The 23932-nt window shown below is 48.4% G+C and carries 3 protein-coding genes; 1 reads left to right on the top strand and 2 read right to left on the bottom strand.

From position 1 onward, the window contains the following. Positions 1 to 89: 89 nt before the first annotated feature. Positions 90 to 977 carry a LysR family transcriptional regulator gene (locus tag NSQ58_RS26025; protein WP_028541292.1) on the bottom strand — a complete coding sequence of 296 codons (888 nt, stop codon included), beginning with the start codon at positions 975 to 977 and terminating at the stop codon, positions 90 to 92. Positions 978 to 1087: 110 nt separating this feature from the next. Here NSQ58_RS26025 and NSQ58_RS26020 point away from each other — a divergent pair, with 110 nt between their 5' ends. Further along, positions 1088 to 2473, top strand: coding sequence for an MFS transporter (locus NSQ58_RS26020; RefSeq protein ID WP_028541293.1), 1386 nt, complete (start codon positions 1088 to 1090; stop codon positions 2471 to 2473). A gap of 165 nt (positions 2474 to 2638) precedes the next feature. On the opposite strand, the gene NSQ58_RS26015 is transcribed toward NSQ58_RS26020, so the two are convergent. Further along, positions 2639 to 23929 carry a non-ribosomal peptide synthase/polyketide synthase gene (locus NSQ58_RS26015; protein WP_341058496.1) on the bottom strand — a complete coding sequence of 7097 codons (21291 nt, stop codon included), beginning with the start codon at positions 23927 to 23929 and terminating at the stop codon, positions 2639 to 2641. Between the last annotated feature and the right edge of the window lie 3 nt (positions 23930 to 23932).

Genomic DNA, 23932 nt, shown 5'->3' with positions numbered 1-23932 from the left:
AAAAGAATAAGCGGCCGCTTAGGACGTTTGGTTAACATGTCCTACGCTACCGCTTCTGTTAATGTTTTTTATTTCGCTTATATATGGGATTATATTGTCTGTTTGGATATTGCTCCGAAATATTCTACAACTACCTCACGGAATTCCAGAGCAGCCCGCGAAATATACCGACTCCTGTGCCATAATAAAGCGATCTCCCGTACCAATTCGTGATTTTCTACTTGAAGATATTTAAGATGTTCCCGTGAGTTTCTTGCCGTGCTTGGTATGAAGGCTATGCCAATTTCAGCTTCCACAAGCGTACTAAGCCTTGCAGGTTCATCCCCCTCATACACATATTTAGGTACAAATCCTTCCGATTTGCATACAGAGTCCACTAAATCGCGAGTACCGTAGCCACTCTTTACACCAACAAACCATTCATCCCTTAGATCTGTCAATGTTACACTGCTTCGATCTGCCAGCCGATGCCCCTTTGGAACAGCTACAAGGATTGGGTCGATAAACACGATCTGGCATTCGATGTTATCCCCCTCTATTGGAGGTGAGGACAAGCAAAAATCGACCTCACCTCTATGAAGAAGCGTTACCATTTCCTGTGTGGTCAGCATTTGCACATGAAACTGAATATAGGGTCGCTTTTTCCGAAACTCTCGCAGGATATTGGGTAATGTGCTTGCGGTGGTCACCGCCAATTCGAGAGTGCCATATTCCGGGCTGGATAAATCGCTAAGCTCCTGCTTCCCCTGCTCCAATTCAAATAAAGCCCTCTCTGCGCGGTGAAGGAATCTGCTTCCGAACTCATTTAATCGCAGTTTCCTTCCTGTTCGATCGAAGAGAGGAACCCCCAGATCTTCCTCCAGACGCTGAATCGTTTTGCTCAGCGACGATTGAGTAACGTGTAGACTTCGTGCAGCCTCGGTCACATGTTCCAAACGAGCTACCGTCAGAAAATATTGCAGTTGAAGAAGTTCCATTATGCCCTCCATTCATTCCCTCAAGTCAATGAGATTATAACATCAAATGCGTTGGAATAAATAATCGATTTCAAGTACGATGACATTAATTCGCTATGGGGGGACCAGAAATGAGCGTTCGCAGCTGGTGGTTAATGATTTCGGTTGGTCTAGGGATACTATTGAACCCATTAAATTCTTCGATGGTTTCTGTTGCTATTCCAAGTCTACAAAATGTGTTCCATCTTGACTTTACAGGTGTTTCCTGGATTATTTTTTCTTTCTACATTGCAAGTAGCATCGCTCAACCTGTCATGGGAAAAGCGAGCGATTTATTCGGTCGTAGGAAAATATTTCTTACCGGGCTTGTTGTAGCCTTCATTGCATCATTATTAGCTCCATTATCACCAAATTTCGGGTGGCTCATCATGTTCCGCATTGTGCAATCCATCGGAACAAGCATGATGGTTGGAGTTGGAATGGCTATTGTTCGAATTCATATTACAGAGAAACAAGCAACTGCGTTGTCTGTTTTGTCCATATTCCTATCTGGAGCAGCAGCAATTGGCCCCTTTATTGGCGGGGTCTTGATTCATTGGTGGAATTGGCCTGCTATCTTTTTCATCAATATTCCGTTTGTGGTGGCCAGCTTTGTATTGGCTTGGAGGAATATTCCTAAGGACGAACTGCCAACATCCGTAGCACGCAACATGTCTTTTCGTAAATGGTTTGATTTGATTGATGCAACAGGGATTCTGCTCTTCACATTGGGTCTGGTTGCCCTGCTAGTTGGGTTACTCTCGGCAAAATCATCTGGGCATATCTCATTAGGAAATGTCATTGTCGGGCTGATAGGCTTCGTTGCGCTGGGGGCATTCGTACGACATGAGTTAAAAGCGACATCACCCTTTATTCCTTTACGCACATTCGCCAGTTACCCTGCGATGATTTGGATTAATGTCGAATTCATGCTCGTTAACGTACTATATTACTCGCTCTTTTTCGGGCTTCCGTCCTACTTGCAAATGGTACGTCATGTCAGCGAGTTCCAAACAGGCATTCTCATGCTAAGCTTAGGCTTGTGCTCGCTAATTACTTCTCCATTTGCAGGACAATGGATTGATAAATCAGGACCCAGACCGGCATTGCTGGTGTCCGCAATTCTGATGACATTGGGGTCAGTGTGGCTCGTGACATTGAATCCAACTTCACCGGTTATCAGCGTGTGTTTGGCTTTAGCTGCATTCGGTATTAGCAACGGTTTGAACAATGTAGGTATGCAAGCAGCCCTGTTCCAAAGTTCTCCAAAAGAAATAATCGGTGTAGCATCCGGATTATTTAACACATCAAGATATCTGGGAACCATTATCTCTTCATTATTGATAGCTATTGTTATGGGAGGTACGTTTAGCTTCAAGGGATTTCAAATGCTTGGGATCATCCTCACGGTAATTGCATTGTCTTTGGTATTCATAAGTCGGCGGCACCAGAAGCCAGCGCAATTGCATGAGTCATAGGTTCACCAAGTTCATAATTCAAACCACAAAAGCCGTAAATCTCCGGGGTTATTGGAGACTTGCGGCTTTTGTGGTTTGTTTAGATTGCCCCAAAGCCATTTGAAAGCTTCGGGGCAGTTTCCCTATTTTGAACTCGGAGCTTGTTTTTAATGCCTAAAGTGAGAATCAGGTGAACATTATTCCACTTCCGTCTGTTACTAGTAAGTTCGCTAGCTCAGTTTCCAACATCGCTTTAACGGTTTCTGGATTTTCTTCAAAAGGAAGTTCAAGTGATATTTGCAGTACGTTCTCTAGATGCTGAACAGTGAAGAAAATGATCGAATCCCGATGAAAGTCCCTCTCTTCTGGCAGCACATTTTTAAACAGTTGATATGTTTCCGACGCTTCGCCAAGGTAATTGAAGACAATAGGCAGTTTATTCAGGCTATGCTTTAGATACCGATTGGACTGCGGATACAACGATGTCATTTCGCCATTGTATATGAGATTTAAAAAATTCAGATTATGGGACACGGCCAACTGTATAGTTTTCCTGATCTCATCCCCCTGTTCATCCGCATCTGTAAGCAGTACTGGAATTTGGTCAATAAATTCACCTATAATATCAAAATATTGCTTGTCCTCATATGCCCGGCCATAATTGACGAGAAGAACAGGAACTTCGTCCACTTGCAAATATCTGCGGAAAAAGCGATTGGCCAGTCGTATAGCCAAGTCCCACATGTATTCGACCGCGTCGGAATCATTCCAATTCGCAAGTTCAACTGTCACATCTGTGCCCGTTGTGTAGCTGCGCCCATCGACTGCGAGGAAAATAGCATCCGAAGCAGTAGCGAATGCGGACAAGCGAAATTTGTCGACAATCTCTTGATCGCCCATACCCTGAGGTCCTTTGCGGACCTGACTCACATAATCACGGTAGCTTCCTGCTAGCTGCCCTTTTACATTGTTTATGTCATCATATGCACGGTACAACTCACTCTTAACGACCTCTCCGCTCATGTTATCATAGATGAGATGTGAACAAGGGAGCAGCAGCAAATGATCCCGTAAATTGAGGCGAACAAGCGCAATACGATATAACAAGTCTCCGGTTGTTTCATAAGGGTTCATAAAGAATGCAGGCAATATATGTGAGAGTATACGATTTTGCATCTCTGCATCGTAGTTCGATAAATCTATCATTGGAATGTCCATGCGCTCCTTCATGGACAACGTTTCCCATTCACATCCGATATCCGTTTGGACCAACACACTTCTAAAGAGTTCATGGCGCTCTATCAGGCGTTGCATGACTGCAGATAACCGTTCTACATCCAGCAGGTAACTATCAAAAGGAACGACACCTCCTGAGGGTTGCGGATGCTCCAAATGATAATGTTGAGCGGGAGCAAGCGCATAGCGTTGTAAAGGCTCTCCTGCTAGCATCGTGCTGTTCCATTGGTCATTCATCCGCAGCAGATGTTCCAGCCATTCCTCAGCATGCAGCTTCACTGCTTCATCGTCTACCATCGTATCTGTGTACAACTTTTCACAGCCAAGTACTTGGACAGCTTCTTCAAAAGGAAGCAAATGATGTGGATGAAGGTCAGGATGAAGGCGTGACAAAATGACTTTTTTCAGGGCCTCTGCTTGTACAGAATCGAAAGGATCTATGTGCAAAGTTAATTGATCTCGTCCTTCAACGGTTGTTGATTGGAAATGAGCATATACGTCATAAGCCTTTTCGATGATGTCTATTGCCTCGGCAATATCACGTGTTAGTATATCCGGCATCGAAGTGTCTGCTCGCATATACTCTGACATTTGGCGAATAGTCTGATATTGAAACACCTGATTAATTCCTATTTCAATGCCAACAGCCTTAGCCTGTGAAACCAATTGAATGGCTTTTAGGGAGTGTCCGCCTAAATTAAAATAGTTATCATCAATGCCAACAATACTGACACCCAAATTCTGCTTCCAAATATCTACCATATGTCGTTCCATGTCGGTTCGCGGGGCTGCATATTCAACACCTGTTTGAATGTCTCCATCCGGCGCAGGCAACGCTTTGCGGTCAATTTTCCCGTTTGGTGTCAGCGGGAAATGATCCAGTTGTACGACATAAGTCGGGATCATATAACCCGGCAGCTTGGGCTGCAGCAGGTTGCGCAGCTCTGGCAAATTCAGCGCCTCCGAGGCTACGACATACGCACACAAATCCTTGTCTCCGTCTTCGTCTTCCCAGGCGGTGACGATGGCTTTCTGAATGCCGTCCACGGTCAGCAGCTGTGCTTCCACCTCGCCCAATTCAATCCGGAAGCCCCGGATTTTGACCTGATCATCCATCCGGCCGATAAAGTCCACATTGCCATCCGGCATCCACCGCGCCAAATCGCCTGTGCGGTACAATCGTTCACCCGGTACATATGGGTTCGCTACGAATTTCTCGGCTGTCAGGTCTGCACGATTCAGGTAGCCTCGTGCCACCCCGGCTCCGCCAATGCACAGCTCACCCAGTACGCCGATCGGCACCGGATTCAGCTGGCTGTCCACGATATAGAAACGTGCGTTCAGCCACGCCTGACCAATCGGCACATTGCCGCTGCTTGGCAGCTTCGACAGCTCTTCGTCGTAGAAGCTAGAGTCGATTGCCGCTTCTGTGACACCATAGCTGTTCATAATGCGGATATCCGCGCCAAACCGTTCTTGCAGCACCCGGTAATCTGTCACGCTACAGCTATCCGAGCTGGTGATCAGCAATTCCAGACTGCTCATGTCCAGTCCCTGTTCATGCACATGTTGCATAAACGGTACGATCAGGGCCGGGGTCGATTCGAATACGGTAATCTGGTAATCGCGAATCCAGCCATACAAACGGCTAAAATCAATCCGGTCGTCTTTCGGACAAATGACCATCGTGCCGCCGTTATAGAGCGTCCGCGCGATATCTCCGACGAATACGTCGAACGAGAAGCTCGCCAGCTGCAGCAGTCGTACCGGAAACTCGCTCAGACGGTAATCTCGGCGATACGCCGCAGCCGTATTCACTAAGCTGCGATGCTCAATCATGACCCCTTTTGGACGTCCCGTTGTACCAGACGTGTAGATCACATACGCCAGATCCTGTGGTTCGTTGATGTGATCGACGTCTGTGATATCTCCGATGTACAGCGACTCATCATCCAACGCCAGCATAGACTGCAGACGTAGTCTGGTTGCCAGTTCGGATGCTGCTTCGCTATCAGGTGACGAAGTTGCTGTTCCATTCAGGGTTCCATGGAGAGTACCTGATTCCATCGTTTCAGCGCCAGCCGCTGTTTCTAACTCGGCTTCAGATTGCCCTCCGGCCAAGGCCTGTCGGCTTTCCTCCAGCCATGCCTGCGCACGGTCCTGCAAGCCCGTCTGGGTCAACAGTACCGTCGCACCGCTGTCCTCCAGCATGAAATGAATACGTTCTGATGGATAGTCTGCATCCAGCGGCACATATGCGCCTCCAGCTTTCCACACCGCCAAAACGCCGACCAGCATGTCCACCGAACGTTCACTTAAAATGCCGACAATCGACTCACGTCCAATGCCTTCATTCCGCAATCTACGCGCCAATTGGTTCGCACGCTCGTTCAGTTTCCGGTACGTAAGCTGCTGCTCCTCGTACACCACCGCCACGTGATCCGGCACAAGCTGTGCCTGTTCTTCCACAAAGGTATGGAAGAAGGCTTCTGCTTCAACTACAGCAACATCCGATACCCCTACATTTCCAAATCCATGGATGATTTGTGCTTTTTCCTCGGCAGGTACCATCTCCAAAGCTGCCAGTGGCTGCTGCGGATGAAGGGTAATTGCACGTACAAGTTCGGTAAAATGCTGTGCCAAGCGCGTGATGGTCTCAGGCTTGTACAGCGCCGTGCTGTATTCCAGACTGCAAACAATACCATCCGGCTGCTCCACTGCATCCAGAGTCAGATCAAATTTGGCCGTATTATTTTCCAGCGGATATGAATGTAAGGTCAGACCTTCCAGATGGAACTCCTGTTGCTCCAATGTTTTCAACTCAAACATCGTGTCAAACAATGCATTTCGGCTCGTATCCCGCGTTAAATTCAGCTTTTCAACCAGCTCTTCAAAAGGATAGTCCTGATGCTCATAAGCACTAAGCGCATGCTCTTTAACCTCTTGCAGATAATCAAGGAACGTTTTGTCGCCAGACGGATAATTGCGGATCGCCAGCGTGTTGATGAAAACACCTACGAGGCTCTCCAGTTCCGCATGCGGTCTTCCAGCAATCGGCGTTCCCACTACGATATCTTCTTGGCCTGTGTATTTATGCAAGAGCGTGGTGTATGCCGCCAGGAGCACCATATACAGGGTTGCGCCTGTTTGTGCCGCCAGTTCTTTCAGGCGTTCGCTAACTTCACGCTCCAGTCCGAATTCGATCGTATCCCCTGCCGTACTCTGCACTGCCGGACGGGCAAAGTCGGTTGACAGATCCAGCGCAGGTACTCCACCCCGGAAGGTGTCGAGCCAGTACGCTTCCTGACGCTGCATCCACTCCTGATGGGCTTCGCTTTGCTGCCATACTGCATAGTCTTTGTACTGAATCCGCAATGGTAATAGCTCTTCACCGCTATACAACCGGACAAATTCATCGGTCAGTACCTCCATCGACACACCATCCGAAACGATATGGTGCATGTCGAGCATGAGCAGATGCTGAGATTCCTGCTCTACTCCTTGTACGCCCAAGTCCACCAAGCCTACCCGCAGCAGTGGCACAGCTTTTAGATCAAACGGACGGACAAACTGCCGCACAAGCTCTTGTGCTTCCTGGCTGACTGTCGTGTCCGTAGCTGTAGCTGTGTCCTGATCTGTATCCGTAGTCGCACGCTCTGCCTGTACCTTCGTATATTCCACCTCAAACGACACCGTATCCTCAACCCATTGCATCGGCTCATTGTCCACCAGCTCAAAGCGAGTACGCAACGTCGCATGACGGGTGATTAATTGATGGAACGCGTCTTCTACCTGTTTCACATCCAGCGGTCCGCTCATTTGCAGCACCGACGGCATGTTGTAGTTCACATCATTCGGGTCGAACTGATGCAGCACATACAGTCGTTTTTGCGCCGAGGAAAGCGGGTAGAAGCTGCGTTCTTCCGTCACCGGAATGGACGCATACGCCACTTGATCCAGACCTTCTATGATCGCTGCCAGTTGTTCAATCGTTGGCGCTTCAAAAATACTGCGTAGTGGGAGCAGCTTGTTCAGCTCCTTGTGAATTTTTGAGGCCAGCGTCGTCGCCCGCAGCGAGTGTCCGCCAATCTCAAAGAAGTTTTCCTTCACCCCAACCTGCTCCAGACCCAGCACATCCTGCCAAATTTGCGCCAGCTTCACTTCCACCCATGTCCGCGGTGCGACATAATCAGCTCTGCTTTGCAGACTGTCTTCCGGTGCCGGCAGTGCCTTGCGATCAATTTTTCCGTTCGGTGTCAGCGGCATGTTCTGCAGTTGTATAAAATACGACGGTATCATATAGTTCGGCAATTTTTCATTCAGCAAATTCAACATCATACTGCCGCTGATTTCTTTTTCAGCTACGTAGTAAGCAGCCAAATGATAGTCTCCCTGCTGATCTGCACGAGCCATGACAATAGATTCTTTAACACCGTCCACCTTGATAATTTGCGCTTCAATCTCACCGAGCTCAATCCGATACCCGCGGATTTTGACCTGATGGTCAATCCTACCCAAATATTCAATGTTCCCATCTGGCAACCATCGTGCCAAGTCACCTGTACGGTACATTCGCTCATAGCCAACTTCCTCTGCTGCAAACAGATTGGCTACGAATTTTTCTTTTGTCAGCTCTGGACGGTGCAGATAGCCGCGTGCCAGACCCGGACCGGATACACACAACTCACCAGGGACTCCTGCAGGTGAAAGATTTCCGTGTGTATCCACCATATACACGCGGTGATTAGATACTGGCCGTCCGATGGATATAATTCCACCTGACTCAGAATTTTCTTCTGATACCGGCCAAAGAGACGTTGCAACGGAATTTTCGGTAGGACCATACGCATTGTAATAAGCCACCCGGTCCTTCCATTTGGACACCAGTTCTGCGGTAGAGGCCGATCCTGCTGTAAGCAGAACACGCAAATCAGGCATGCGATCAGGGTTCAGGTATACAGCATAGTTTGGCGGCAGCGTTGCAATTGTAATTCTGCAGGCAGCCATGTATTGCTCGAAACGTTCATAATTCAAAATAGTCTCGGAGGAAGGTATATACAATGTCGCTCCGCATAGTAAAGACTGGATTATTTCCGAGCATGATGTATCAAACGAATAACTGGCAAACATGACAACCCGATCGGACAAGCCAATACTCAATTTTTGCTCGAAGTAGGTTTTAAGATTACTAAGACCGTGATGCTCAAGCATTACTCCCTTAGGCTGACCTGTCGTCCCGGACGTATAGATGACATATGCTAGATCGTTTGGACCCGATACAGCCTCCAGATTCGAACCGTTCTGATGATATACGGGCAGCATTTCCCTGCGTACATCCGCTTTTCTTGTATCGGAAGCGACTCCGTCCTGTTCACCGTCAAGCACCAGCACTTTGCCTCCAAACAGCACCTTTTCCGTTAGGTGCTGTTGCGTTAACAACAGTTCCGTACCTGAGTCGTCCAGCATGTAGCGGATGCGTTCCTCCGGATAGGTTGGGTCTATCGGGATATATGCTCCCCCCGCCTTCAAAATTCCCAATATGCCCACAATCATATCTACGGAACGCTCTGTCATCAGACTAACCAGACTATCGGCTTTCACGCCATAGCTGCGTAAAGTACGGGCCAGACGGTTTGCGCGCTCGTTCAATTCATGGTAGGTCAATTGTTGACCTTCAAAATATACCGCTGTCTGATCCGAAGTCTGCAAAACCTGTTCCTCGAACAGTCCGTGAATTGTTTGTTCACGCGAATACTCTGCCGTGGTATTTCCCCACACCTGGATGATGTGCTCCCGCTCGTGCTTAGTCAACAGATCCATTGCCTCAATTAAACTATCCGGATTCGCTATAATTTGATCCAGCAACCGCAGTAGATGTCCTTGAATCTGCGACACACTCTGATGATCATACACCTGGGCATTGTAGGAAAAATCAATTCGTAGCGTATCTCCCTGAAGTACTATGATGCTTAAATCGTAGCTTTCTTGCTCAGTATTGGCCTCTTCCAAAGTAGTCTCAAACACCATTCTATGGCCAAAGAGGGCCAGTTGTTGCACTTTCGTTGTAACCAATTCAGACATTGGCAAATGTTCATATACCGCAGATTCATCGGTTTGCTGCTGCACACTTCTCATCAACCCGATAAAGTTAGCTCCTGCTTCGGTTCGAATGCGAACTGGTAAGGTGTGGTTACCCAGTCCAATTGAATGCTTCGAATCCAATTTATCTGTCAAAGGACTTGATATGGAGCAAGCGAACACCACATCATCTGTACCGTTATACTTTTGTAATAAAATTCCCCAGGCTGTCTGCAGTAGCGTATTTGTCGTCACCTGCTCATTCAGTGCAATTCGCTGCAGTGCCACCGTTCGTTCAACATCCAAATTAATCTCCAAATGCTCTGTCTGATATGGACTGCGTCCCATCAGATTGGCATATGGCAATTGAGGTGCTTCTTCATAGCCTTCGAGCAGAGTACTCCAGTAGCGAGAAGCCTTTAGGATGTCCCTATGTTTTTTTAGAATCCCTTTGTCTTCTTCCGAAATCAGCGTCAATTCGCCCAGCTTAGTATTGGGATTGGCTACAACGGTTTTAACCAACTGTACAAAATGCCTTGCCATGCTTTCTACCGTTTCCCGTTTAAACAAAGATGTAGCGTACAGAAATTGGAGTTGAATAGATGCTTCCTCCTCATTAACTTCAAGCGTCAGATCGAATTTCGCAGAAACCTGATCTATGTCAAAAGAGCGGAAGAACAACTTGTCCAACTTCACTTCCTTTTTCTCCACATTCTGCAATACAAACATTGTGTCGAACAACGGATTACGGCTCATATCTCGTTTCAGGTCGAGCTTTTCCACCAGCTCCTCAAACGGATAATCCTGATGCGCATATGCTTGCAGTGCACACGTCTTGGCGTCCTCAATGCAGTTATAAAACGTCTGTTCAGCGTGAGGATGATTGCGTAATGCGAGCGTGCCGACAAACATACCGAGCATAGGCTCCAGGTCAGCATGCGGTCTACCTGCAATCGGAGTACCGACAATGATGTCTTCCTGCCCTGTGTAATAATGCAGCAATGCTGTATAAGCAGCCATAAGTACCATGTACAGCGTAGAATCCGTATGCACCGCCAGTTCCTTTAAACGCTGAGTCAATTCCAGTCCCATTTCAAATTCAACAGCGTCACCTTTCGTACATCGTGTTGCCGGACGCTCAAAATCAGTTGGCAAATCCAGTTGAGGCAAATCACCACTAAATCTATTCAGCCAGTACTCTCCCTGACTCTTTATTCGCTCCTGCTGAGTTTTGCTATGCTGCCACACAGCATAGTCCGTATATTGAATACGCAGCGGAGATAATACTTCACCGCTATATAAGCGGGCAAAATCACCAGCTAATATTTCAATGGATACCCCGTCTGAAACGATGTGGTGCATATCAAGCATCAATAAGTGCTGCGGCTCCTGTCCTTCTTCGTCCAATCCCCATTTGACCAGCTTTACACGTAGCAACGGAGCGATCCTCAAGTCAAATGGGCGTACAAAGGAACGGGCATGTTCTTCTGCTAAATTCTCAAGCATAAGTTCATTGGATTCTGTCCGCAGTTCTGATATTGTGGCATATTCCAACTCAAAGTGAATCGTATCATGAACCCGCTGCATCGGCACACCATTTATCAGTTCAAAGCTTGTCCGGAGGGCCACGTGACGTGAAATTAATTGATGGAATGCCTCTTCCACCTGTTTCATATCTATCGGACCGATTACTCTCAGTGCTGATGTGGTGTTATAGCTTATTCCATCCGGATCCAGCTGGTGAAGCACATACATCCGTGTCTGTGCGAAAGAAAGCGGGTAAGTGTCGCGTTTTTCCGTCACCGGAATGGATGCATATGTGATTTGATCCTGCTCTTCAAGCAAGGCGGCTAATTTTTCAATCGTCGGTGCCTCAAATATGTTTTGCAAATCCATCGGTTTGTTTAAATCTTTACGAACTCTAGAAGTCAGTGTCGTCGCCCGCAGCGAATGACCACCAATTTCAAAGAAATTTTCGTTGATGCCTACTTGTTGTAGACCCAGTACATCCTGCCAGATGTCTACCAATTTTATTTCCATCCACGTTCGCGGTGCAACATGGTCGGCCAAACGACCTTCTGGTATCGGCAGTGCCTTTCGATCAATTTTACCGTTTGGTGTAAGAGGTACGTTCTGCAATTGAATGAAATGTGAAGGGACCATATAATTCGGGAGTTCTTCATTTAACATCTTACGAAGCTCGCTCCCCGTCACTTCCCGTTCCGCTACATAATAAGCAACGAGTTCGTGTTGGTTTTGGCTATTTGCATGTGCCAGTACGATGACCTCTTGCATGCGATCTGCCTTCAGCATAGCGGCCTCAACTTCGCCCAGTTCAATCCGGTAACCACGAATTTTGACCTGCTGGTCGATCCGGCCCAGGTACTCAATGTTGCCGTCCGGCATCCATCTCGCCAGGTCGCCTGTCCGATACATGCGTTCATAGCCCGCTTCCCCATCTGCAAACGGATTGGTCACAAATTGGTCTGCCGTTAATTCCGGACGGTGCAGATAACCGCGTGCCAGTCCTGGGCCGGATACGCACAGTTCACCAGGGATTCCTGACGGTGAAAGCTGTCCATGTGCATCGACCATATACACGCGGTGATTCGGTACAGGACGTCCGATTGAGATACACATTCCTGCTTCGGGACCTTCCGGTGAGAGCCAAATAGACGTTGTTATGGAATTTTCCGTTGGACCGTAGGCATTGTAGTATGTCACATGATCCTTCCATTTGGATACCAATTCTGGTGAGGCAGCCGAACCGCCTGTAAACAGGATGCGCAGATCCGGCATTCGTTCCGGATTCAAGTATACAGCATAGGTCGGCGGCAATATCGTAATTGTAATTCGATGATCCGCCATATACTGCTCAAACTTGTCATAGCTGAGAATGGTTTCTGATGTCGGAATGCATAAAGTGGCCCCGTTGAAGAGCGCCTGAAGCATTTCCCAGATCGAAGCATCAAAGGAATAGCTGGCAAATGATACGACACGATCCGAGCCGCTGATCCGCAGCGTCTCCCTGAAGTACGTATGCAGATTGCAGAGTCCACGATGCTCAAGCATGACTCCCTTAGGCTGGCCTGTCGTTCCGGACGTATAAATCACATACGCTAGGTTATGAGGACCGGATATGGCCTCCAAATTCGTACCATCCCTGTGATATACGGACACAGGGTTCCCTTTTGCTTCAGCCGAACTTGCATCCACAGTGGCTTCGTCCATTTCTGCGTCCAACAGCAGTACCTTGCCCCTAAATTCCACTTTTTCCACTAAATGCTGCTGCGTTAACAGCAGTTCCGTGCCTGAATCGTCCAGCATATAGCGGATGCGGTTCTCCGGATAAGTCGGATCGACCGGAATGTAGGCGCCCCCTGCCTTCAAAATACCCAAGATGCCGACAATCATGTCAATCGATCGCTCTGTCATTAGGCCGACCAGACCGTCTGCCATCACACCGTTGCTGCGTAAAGTACGCGCCAAACGGTTCGCCCGCTCATTTAATTCACGGTAGGTCACTTGCGCTCCTTCAAAATATACTGCTGCCTGCTCCGGTGTCTGCATGACCTGCTCCTCAAACAATCCGTGAATCGTCTGCTCACGTGGATATGCTGCTGTCGTGTCACACCAAGCACCCAGCATTTGCTCGCGTTCTTGCGCGGTTAATATATCCAGCTCGCAAATCCGGCCAGCTGGATTTACCTTGATTTGCTCCAGCAGTTGCAGCAGATGCCCCTGAATCTGTTCTACCCTTTCGTAATCATATACCTGGGCATTGTAACCAAAATGAACCCGTAGCGTCTCTCCCGGTAACACCACGATGTTAAAATCATAATTCGTCTGCTCAACTGCATCTACTCCGGTTATTTTAAAATCAGCTTCTTCCCTTTCACCTAATTGCTCAATTTGTTCATCCATCGGATAGTTCTCAAATACCATAATATGATTAATCAGTTCCACTTTTTGCTCAGCCTGTGCCTGAATCTCATAGAGTGGGAACGTTTCGTATGTTCCTGAAGCAAGCGCCTGTCGCTGAGTTTGCTTCATCAGCTCTGTAAATGCAGTTGCTTGTCCGCCTTGAATACGGACGGGGACCGTGTTAATGAATAGTCCAATCATCTGCTCTACTCCGGCAATGTCCGCTGGGCGTCCAGAAACCACGCTCCCGAAAACAACATCCTCTGTGCGATTATACTTTTGTAATAAAACACCCCAGGCCGTTTGCATCAGCGTATTTATCGTTACCTGTTCTTGCTTTGCTAGTTGCAGCAAGGCCCTTGTCAGGTCTATACCTAAATCAAATTCTAGATATTCGGCCTCATATCCCTGGGTCTTCCCTGTTTTGGCCTGCGGCAAGACCGCCGTTTCCTCATAGCCCCACAGGTAACCGCTCCAATACTCCGCTGCTTCCTGACGGTTCTGCCTCTCCAGCCATTCGATGTATCGACTGTATGGTGTTACCACCGGCAATTGCGGTGGCTTCCCCTCTGTAAGAGCGGTATATCCTCCAAAGACCTCATTGGTGACCAGTGACAAGCACCAGCCGTCCATTATGATGTGGTGGAAACTCCATACAAAATGGTATGAATCGTCTGATGTACGCAAGATAGATACACGCATCAGTGCATCCTTTGCCAGATCAAAGCCTCTCTGCTGATCTCGACGCGTGAACTCCTCAATATACTGCTCTTGCGCCGTCTTCTCCTTCTCACGTATATCCTCTACGTACAGTTCTCCGCGTTTATTCCGGTACACCACTTGCAACGGCTGGTCCTGCAAATCGCTCCGGAAGTTGGTCCGCAGTGCTGAATGACGCTTTACCAGCAAGTCCAGACTGGCAGCGAATGCAGTGAGATCCAGCGTTCCCTTCAGTTCAAAGGTGGACTGCTCCACATAGGCGCTCGATTGGAAATCCAGCATGTTGTGAAACAGCATGCCTTTTTGCATCGGCGTCATGGGGTACATATTCTCAAGCTCTTCGTCAGACTGAATCTGCTCCACCATCCGGTTCAGTTCTTCAAGGCTTAAGTCTGAAAGCAGCACATCACTTGGCGTCAATTCGGATTGCTCCCGAGATGCACAATGCTGAACTACTTCCAGCACGTTCTGCTTGAATTGCTCTGCTAGTTGCTCAGCAGCATTTTGTTGGAGTGCCTTAATGTTGTATTGAATACTTAATTCCAGCATGCCATCTGTAACGAGTCCTCCCACGTCCATAACACAGGACATTTGGGTCAGTTCATGAGTACTGGCTCCGCTGGAATATGGAGAAAAATGCATGCCGCTATGCTGCAGTGTCTGATCAAATTCGCCCAAATAATTAAAGCTTATCTGTGGCTCGGCATATGTTGCCCCGGACGGTCCATTCTGGCTGAGATATCTCCAGATGCCATACCCAATTCCTTTACGTGGAATGCTTCGCAGCATCTCCTTCATCCGTTTGATGTGCCCGGAGATATCATCTTCCCGGTTAATCCGCAGCAGTACCGGGTATTGACTCGTAAACCAGCCAATCGTCCGTGATATATCCGTATCCTTTAGGATTTCTTCCCGGCCATGGCCTTCGAGAAGAATCGCTACCTTTTCATTGCCAGTCCAAGCGCTTAACGTCTTGCCGAGTCCCGTCAACAACAGATCATTCACTTCTGTGTTGTACGCGCGGTGGGCTTGCTTCAGTAATTGGTCAGTCTCTTCCTTCGTAAGCCTCACATTTACGATACCCATGTCTTGCTGCATAAACCTATCGCTATGCTCTTGGGACACTGGAAGTTGGGGCGACTCGGATACCGCCAGTTCATTCACTTGCTCCCAGTATGCGTGCTCACTTTCCATCTCAGGACTGTCGGCATAGGCTGACAACCGCTCCGACCAGACCCGGAAGGAGTCTGTTTTGGCAGGAAGCTGTATGGCTTCTCCACGTACAGCCTGCTCATAGGCATTCGACAAATCCTCCAACAGTATCCGCCACGATACGCCGTCTACCACCATATGATGAATAGCCAGTAGCAGATGGTCCCCATCAGCGCAGTGGAACAGGCCCACTTTCAGCAGAGGTCCTTCATCCAGTCGGATGCTACTCTGAATAGTACTGGCCCGGGCTTCTATAACTTGACCCAATACGGGACCGATCGGCACGTCTTTGAAATCGGCCACTTCCAGATCATACAGCGCCCCTTCCTCCGCTCTGCGGTTCCACGCTTCCCAGCCTTGCTCCGCCTTGCGGAACACCATCCGCAATGCATCATGGTGCACCACCAACTGCGTCAGTGCCTGACGTAGCGGCTCTTCCTCGAATCCCTGCTCCCGGTGAAGCATAACCGCCTGATTAAAGTGGTCCGGCACAGGCTGTCCTTGCTCCACAAACCACTGCTGAATCGGCGTCAGCAGCACAGCTCCGCTAACCTCTTCCTGATCAGCTAATTGGGTATCCGACACACGCAGGTGCGTAGCTAGCTCAGCAACCTCAGGGTACTTAAACAGGTCTTTAATATCCAGCTTGTATCCTGCCTGCAGCAAGCGTGAGGATACCTGAATCGCCTTGATCGAGTCCCCGCCCCGATCAAAAAATTGATCCGTCAATCCGACCGGACCGCCGCCCAGCACAGCCTCCCACACATGGGCCAGCGCCTGCTCCTCTGCTGTCTGCGGAGCCCTATATTCCTGCGTGGAGCGGGAAATCTGTTCCGGTGCCGGCAATGCCTTACGGTCGATTTTGCCGTTGGGTGTGAGCGGCATTTGCTGCATCTGAACAAAGTACGAGGGAACCATATAATTCGGGAGTTCTTCACTCAGCTGCTTGCGAAGCTCACTCCCCGTCACTTCCTGTTCTGCCACGTAATAGGCAACCAGTTCGTGTTGGTTTTGGATTGTCGCATGGGCCAGTACGCTGACCTCTTGGATACGATCTATTTTCAGCATAGCCGACTCGACCTCGCCCAGCTCAATTCGGTAGCCGCGAATTTTAACTTGTTGATCCATCCGTCCAGCGTATTCTAATGTACCGTCTTCACGCCAGCGAACAAGGTCTCCCGTGCGGTACAGGCGATCTCCGTCCACCCACGGATTGGCAAGGAATCTCTCAGCCGTCAAATCAGGACGGTTCAGGTAACCGCGTGCGACTCCGTCTCCGCCAACAACCAGCTCACCCCATGCTCCAATCGGCTGCAGGTTAAACGCCGAATCGACCACATACGCCGTCGAATTGCGGATAGGGCGCCCGATCGGCACAGAATCAAGCTGTTCTTCCTTAATATGATAAGTCGTCGAAAAAGTAGTATTTTCCGTTGGTCCATAGCCGTTAATGATATTCATGTCCGGATTATCACGCAGCACCCGATTGATATGCGGTGCAGACAGCACATCGCCTCCGACCAGCAAATACTTTACATCTCCGAACAATTTACTGTCCTGCTGCGAAAGCTGATTAAATAGCGGTGTAGTCAGCCACATCATAGTAATGCGATGGTCCCGTATAGTCTCCTTGAGCTTAGTTGCGTCCAAAAGATCATCCTTATGCACGAGTACAAGCTCACCGCCGTTCAGTAGCGCCCCCCAAATTTCAAACGTAGACACATCAAATACAAACGCGCCAGTCTGCAACATTCGGATTGATTCATCGAACGGCACATAATCCGTATTACGCACCAAGCGCACGACACTTTGATGCTCAACAACGACGCCCTTAGGCTTGCCTGTTGATCCCGAGGTATAGATGACATAAGCAGCATGTTCGCCTGATCCATCTATTCCTAAATTGGAAGTATCCGGACTGTGGGACGTATACTCATTCAGATTGACAATTTGTCCATCAAAATAGTAACGTTCCAGTAAATCTTGTTGAGTCAGCAGCAGTTTGGCTCCCGAGTCCTCCAGCATATAGCGGATACGGTCCTCCGGATATTGAGGATCTATCGGCACATACGCGCCTCCAGCCTTCAAAATAGCCAACGTTCCGCTAATCATATCCAACGAACGCTCCGTTAGAATGCCGACAGGCTCATCGGCCTTCACTCCAGCAGTCTGTAGTGTATGCGCTAATCGGTTAGCCTTCTCATTGAGTTCCCGATAGGTCAACGATTGATGACCCAAAGTGACGGCCACGTGATCTGGCGTACGTTCAGCCTGCTCCTCAAACAGCTTTTGGATCGTCTGATTGCGCGGATATACAGAAGCCGTGTCGTTAAACTCGCCTGTAATCTGTTGTCTTTCCGCCGTTGTCACCAATTCCAGTTCTTCAACGCGAACATACGGGTTGAACGAAATTTGCTCCAGCAGACGAGCAAAATGACCATGCAGACGCTCAATGCCGGTTTGATCAAAGCTCAATGCGTTATACATAAAACGAATCTTGATGCCTTCTCCCGGCATTACGACGACGTTCAGATCGTAGTTGGTTTGCTCTGTAGCCACTGCGTTTAAAATTGTGAATGCATTCTGCCCATCACTTCCCAGCTGCTCTACCTGCTGCTCCACCGGATAATTTTCGAATATCATAATGTGCTTGATTAGATCCTGCTTCTGCTCGGTCAGTGCCTGAATTTCATACAGCGGGAACGTGTCATAGGCATTGGCAGAAAGCGCCTGTCGCTGAGTTTCCTTCATTAATTCAGTAAATGCAGTTGTTGGTTTACCTTGAACACGGACTGGGATTGTATTAATGAAAAGTCCGATCATTTGCTCTACTCCGGCAATGTCTGCTGGACGTCCCGACACCACACTACCGAAAACGACATCCTCTGTGCGATTATACTTTTGCAGCAATACACCCCAGGCTGTTTGCATCAGCGTATTTATCGTCACCTGTTCTTGCTTTGCCAGCTGCTGAAGTTGCGCCGTCAGGTCTATACCTAAATCAAATTCCAGATATTCAGCCTCATATCCCTTCGCTTTCCCTGTTTTGGCCTGGGGCAAAACTGTCGTCTCCTCATGGCCCTGCAGGTAACCGTTCCAATACTCCGCTGCTTCCTGACGGTTCTGCTCTTCCAGCCATTCGATGTATCGGCTGTATGGTGTCACCACAGGTAATTGCGGCGGCTTCCCTTCTGTAAGGGCGGTATATCCTCCAAAGACCTCATTGGTGACCAGTGACAAGCACCAGCCATCCATTATGATATGGTGGAAGCTCCATACAAAATGGTATAAATCGTCTGATGTACGGAAGATGGATACCCGCATCAGCGTATCCTTTTCCAGATTAAACCCCTTCTGCTTATCCCGACGCGCGAATTCCTCGATATATTGCTCCTGCGCCACCTTCTCCTTTTCACGTATATCCTCCACGTACAGCTCTCCGCGTTTATTCCGGTACACCACTTGCAAGGGCTCGTCCTGCAAATCGCTCCGGAAGTTGGTCCGCAGTGCTGAATGACGCTGCAACAACGAGTCCAGACTGGCAGCAAACGCTACGAGATCCAGCGTTCCCTTCAGTTCAAAGGTGGACTGCTCCACATAGGCGCTCGACTGGGAATCCAGCATGTTGTGGAACAGCATTCCTTTTTGCATCGGCGTCATGGGGTATATATTCTCAAGCTCTCCGTCAGGCTGAATCTGCTCCACCATCTGGTCCAATGCTTCCAGGCTTAGACCCGGAAGCAGCACATCACTCGGCGTCAATTCAGAACGCTCCCGTGATACACAGTGGCGGATCACTTCCAGCACGTTCTGCTTGAGTTCCCTGGCTAGTTTCATTACATTATCTTCCTGTAATACTTTTGTGTTATAACGAATATCCAGTTCAAGCCTTTCATTTGTTACAATGCCCCCCACATCCAGGGAACACGGCATACGGGTCTGTTCGTTAACATCTGCTCCACTGGAGTACGGTGACATGCGCGTTTCGCTGTGCTGTAGCGTTTGATCAAATTCGCCCAAATAATTAAAGCTGATCTGTGGCTCGGCGTATGTTGCCTCGGACGGTCCGTTCTGGCTGAGATATCTCCAGATGCCGTATCCAATCCCTTTATGTGGAATGCTGCGCAGCATCTCCTTCATCCGTTTGATGTGCCCGGAGATATCATCTTCCCGGTTAATCCGCAGCAGTACCGGGTATTGACTTGTAAACCAGCCGACCGTTCGTGATATATCCGTATCCTTCATGATTTCTTCCCGGCCATGGCCTTCCAGAAGAATTGCAACCTGCTCACTGCCAGACCAAGTGCTTAACGTCTTGCCGAGTGCCGTCAGCAACAGATCGTTCACTTCTGTGTTGTACGCGCGATGGGCCTGCTTTAGCAGTTGATCAGTCTCTTCTTTCGTGAATTTCAAGCTCAAAGTAGCTGTGTTATTTATGGTCAATGGTTTTTTATTATAATCCAGCAATTCTGAAAGTTTTAAAGACTCGTATGCCGTCAATTCATTCAATTGCTCCCAGTATACGTGCTCACTTTCCATCTCAGGGCTGTCGGCATAGGCTGACAACCGTTCCGACCAGACCCGAAAAGAGTCTGTTTTGGCCGGGAGCTGTATGACTTCTCCACGTACAGCCTGCTCATAGGCATTCGACAAATCCTCCAGTAGTATCCGCCACGATACGCCGTCTACCACCATATGATGAATAGCCAGTAGCAGATGGTCCCCATCAGCGCAGTGGAACAGGCCCGCTTTCAGCAAAGGCCCCTCATTCAGTCGGATGCTACTCTGAATAGTGCTCGCACGGGCTTCTATAGCTTGACCCAATACGGGACCGATCGGCACGTCTTTGAAATCGGCCACTTCCAGATCATACAGCTTCCCTTCCTTCACTCCGCGGTTCCACGCTTCCCAGCCTTGCTCCCCCTTGCGGAACACCATCCGTAACGCATCATGATGCACCGCCAACTGCGTCAATGCCTGACGTAGCAGCTCTTCCTCGAATCCCTGTTCCCGATGAAGCATAACCGCCTGATTAAAGTGGTCCGGCACAGGCTGCCCTTGCTCCACAAACCACTGCTGAATCGGCGTCAGTAGAACGGCTCCCTCGATCTCTTCCTGATCAGCTAATTGGGTATCCGACACACGCAGATGCGTGGCTAGCTCAGCAACCTCAGGGTACTTAAACAGGTCTTTAATATCCAGCTTGTAGCCTGCCTGCAGCAAGCGTGAGGATACCTGGATCGCCTTGATCGAGTCCCCGCCCCGATCAAAAAATTGATCCGTCAATCCGACCGGACCGCCGCCCAGCACAGCCTCCCATACACTAGCCAGAGCCTGCTCCGCTGCTGTCCGCGGAGCCCTATATTCCTGCGTGGAACGGGAAATTTGTTCTGGTGCAGGCAATGCCTTACGGTCGATTTTGCCGTTGGGTGTGAGCGGCATTTGCTCCATCTGAACAAAGTGCGAGGGAACCATATAATTCGGGAGTTCTTCACTCAGCTGCTTGCGAAGTTCGCTCCCCGTCACTTCGCGTTCCGCCACGTAGTAGGCAACCAGTTCGTGTTGGTTTTGGCTGTTTGCATGTGCCAGTACGATGACCTCTTGCATGCGATCTGCCTTCAGCATAGCCGCCTCAACTTCGCCCAGTTCAATCCGGTAACCGCGAATTTTGACCTGCTGATCGATCCGGCCCAGATACTCAATGTTGCCGTTCGGCATCCATCTTGCCAGGTCGCCTGTCCGATACATGCGTTCATAGCCCGCTTCCCCATCTACAAACGGATTAGCCACAAATTGCTCAGCCGTTAATTCTGGGCGGTGCAAGTAACCGCGTGCCAATCCTGGACCGGATACACATAACTCTCCTGCTACTCCAGCAGGTAAAAGATGACCAAGAGCATCGATCATGTACACCCGGTGGTTGGGTACGGGACGTCCTATAGAAATGGTATCGATTGCTCCGGGGTGTTCCGACACCGGCCAAATGGACGTTGCTACCGAGTTTTCTGTCGGGCCATAGCCATTAAAATAGGCAACCTGATCCTTCCACTTGTTTACAAGCTCCATCGAGGAAGCGGAACCAGCGGTGAACAGAATACGCAGATCCGGCATTCGTTCTGGGTTTAGATACACGGCGTAGGTAGGAGGTAATGCCGCTACCGTAATTTTATGTTCCGCCATATACTGTTCAAACTGGTTGTAGTTCAGAATGATTTCCGAAGTAGGCACGTAAAGTGTCGCACCACAAAATAGCGCCTGAAATATTTCCCAGCATGCAGCATCAAATGCGTAGCTCGCAAACAGTAGGGCATGATCTGACGGACTTATCTGCAATGTTTCATCAAAATACGTTTTCAGGTTACACAATCCATGGTGCTCCAGCATTACACCTTTAGGCTGTCCTGTAGTACCTGAAGTATATATGACGTAGGCTAGATCGTTTGCTCCTGATACGGCTTCCAGATTTGATCCTTCCATGTGATATACAGTTGGATCTCCATCCAATACCAGAACTTTTCCTCCAAAGGCGGCTTCTTTGACCTTTTCCACAAGATGGGTTTGTGTTAAAAGCAGGTCTGCACCGGAATCTTCAAATATATAACGGATACGTTCCTCTGGATATGACGGATCGATGGGTACATATGCCCCTCCTGCTTTAAGAATAGCAAGAATGCCAACCACCATATCTATAGAACGATCAGTCATGAGTCCAACTAGCCGATCGGTTGTTGTGCCGTAACTACGCAGGGTACGAGCCAGTCGGTTAGCACGTTCATTCAGCTCAACATAAGTCAGACTGGAGTTCTCACAGACTATTGCTGTTGCCTTCGGTGTCTTTTCTACTTGTTTTTCAAAACAAAGATGGATGGTATCACTAGAAGGATATGAGATCTGTACTCCGCTAAATTCGGATAAAACCTGGCTTTTCTCTTCCGTTGTCAGAAATTCCAAAGCGGAAATCGGTAGATCCGGCTGTTGAACAATCTGCTCCAGTCCCCGTTTAAGATGAGCTGCAATTAGCTTAATCCAATTTTCATCGTAAACCAGTCGATTATAACTAAATGTAACTTCATACTGTGATCCAGGAACGACAATCACATTAAAATCATAGTTGGTCTGTACAATATCCTCTACGTCGGTAACCTGAAGTGTATCAGGCCCTTTTTCCGCATGAATAAGCTCCTCTGAATAAGGATAGTTCTCAAAAACAACAATATGACGGACTAAATTTTGTTTCAAATCCGTGTGATTCTGAATATCTGCCAAGGAAGAATAAGAGTACTGAGTAGACTCGATGTTGGAGTTTTGCACAGATATCAGCAGATCTGAGAATCTCTGGTCCGCATCACTGGTTATGCGTGTTGGTATTGTGTTAATGAACAATCCAACCATATTTTCAATTCCCGGAACTTCATCTGGTCTGCCGGATACTACGGACCCGAACACAACATCCCGGCTGTGGTTGTACATTTGAAGCAATAATCCCCATACCGTTTGAAATACAGTGCTGACTGTCGTGTGGTAGTGTTTAGCTATTCTCTCCATTCCTTGAGTCAGTTCTTTCCCCAGCTTGCATGTGTAACGTTCTGCTTCGAAGATTGGATTCAATGGACGGTTATACCCCGGCAAAATTGTTTCATTTTCAAGTCCATTTAAATACCCCCGCCAATAGGCTGTCGCTTCTTCCTTGTCCTGTTGCTCCAGCCACTGAATAAAACTGCTGTACGGATATACCGTATCCAATTGCGCAGGCACTCCAGACCGAAGGGAAGTATATATAGTAAAAAATTCCTGGGCTACCGTTCCCATGCACCAACCATCCATTATAATGTGATGAACATTCCAGACAAGCCTGCAAGAGTCATCATCCCATTGAAACAGGGCAAGCCGAATCGGAACATCTTTTTCCAAGTCAAAACCCGCTTGACGCTCTGTCTTTAAAAAGTCAGTAAAATGCCCCCTTTTCTCAGCTTCAGGGAAAACACTGATATTTTCGAAATGAACAGGCAACGCTTCACGTTCTTCCAGGACAATTTGAAGCGGACGTTCTGTTTCTTTATACATAAAAATGGTACGGAATGTATCATATCGATTCATGAGCTGCTGCAAGCTTTGCTGAACCAAATGAACATCTAGCACTTCATTAAAGGTAATAACGGTCTGCTCAAAGTAAGCTTCTGATTTTGCGTCGAGGATGGAATGAAACAACATTCCCTCCTGCATCGGGGATAGCGGATAGATATCTTTAATATTTACCTGTGCCAAATCATTCACCTTTCCTTTATCCATGCAGAATTTGAGTTTCAACTT

The sequence above is a fragment of the Paenibacillus sp. FSL M7-0134 genome, assembly GCF_038007865.1.
Lineage (GTDB): Bacteria > Bacillota > Bacilli > Paenibacillales > Paenibacillaceae > Paenibacillus > Paenibacillus polymyxa_B.
This window is presented reverse-complemented; position numbering and strand designations above follow the sequence as displayed.

Bases quoted from the DNA above. Each gene is read 5' to 3' on its own strand.
- NSQ58_RS26025 (WP_028541292.1), bottom strand. From the start codon at position 977: ATGGAACTTCTTCAACTGCAATATTTTCTGACGGTAGCTCGTTTGGAA.
- NSQ58_RS26020 (WP_028541293.1), top strand. From the start codon at position 1,088: ATGAGCGTTCGCAGCTGGTGGTTAATGATTTCGGTTGGTCTAGGGATA.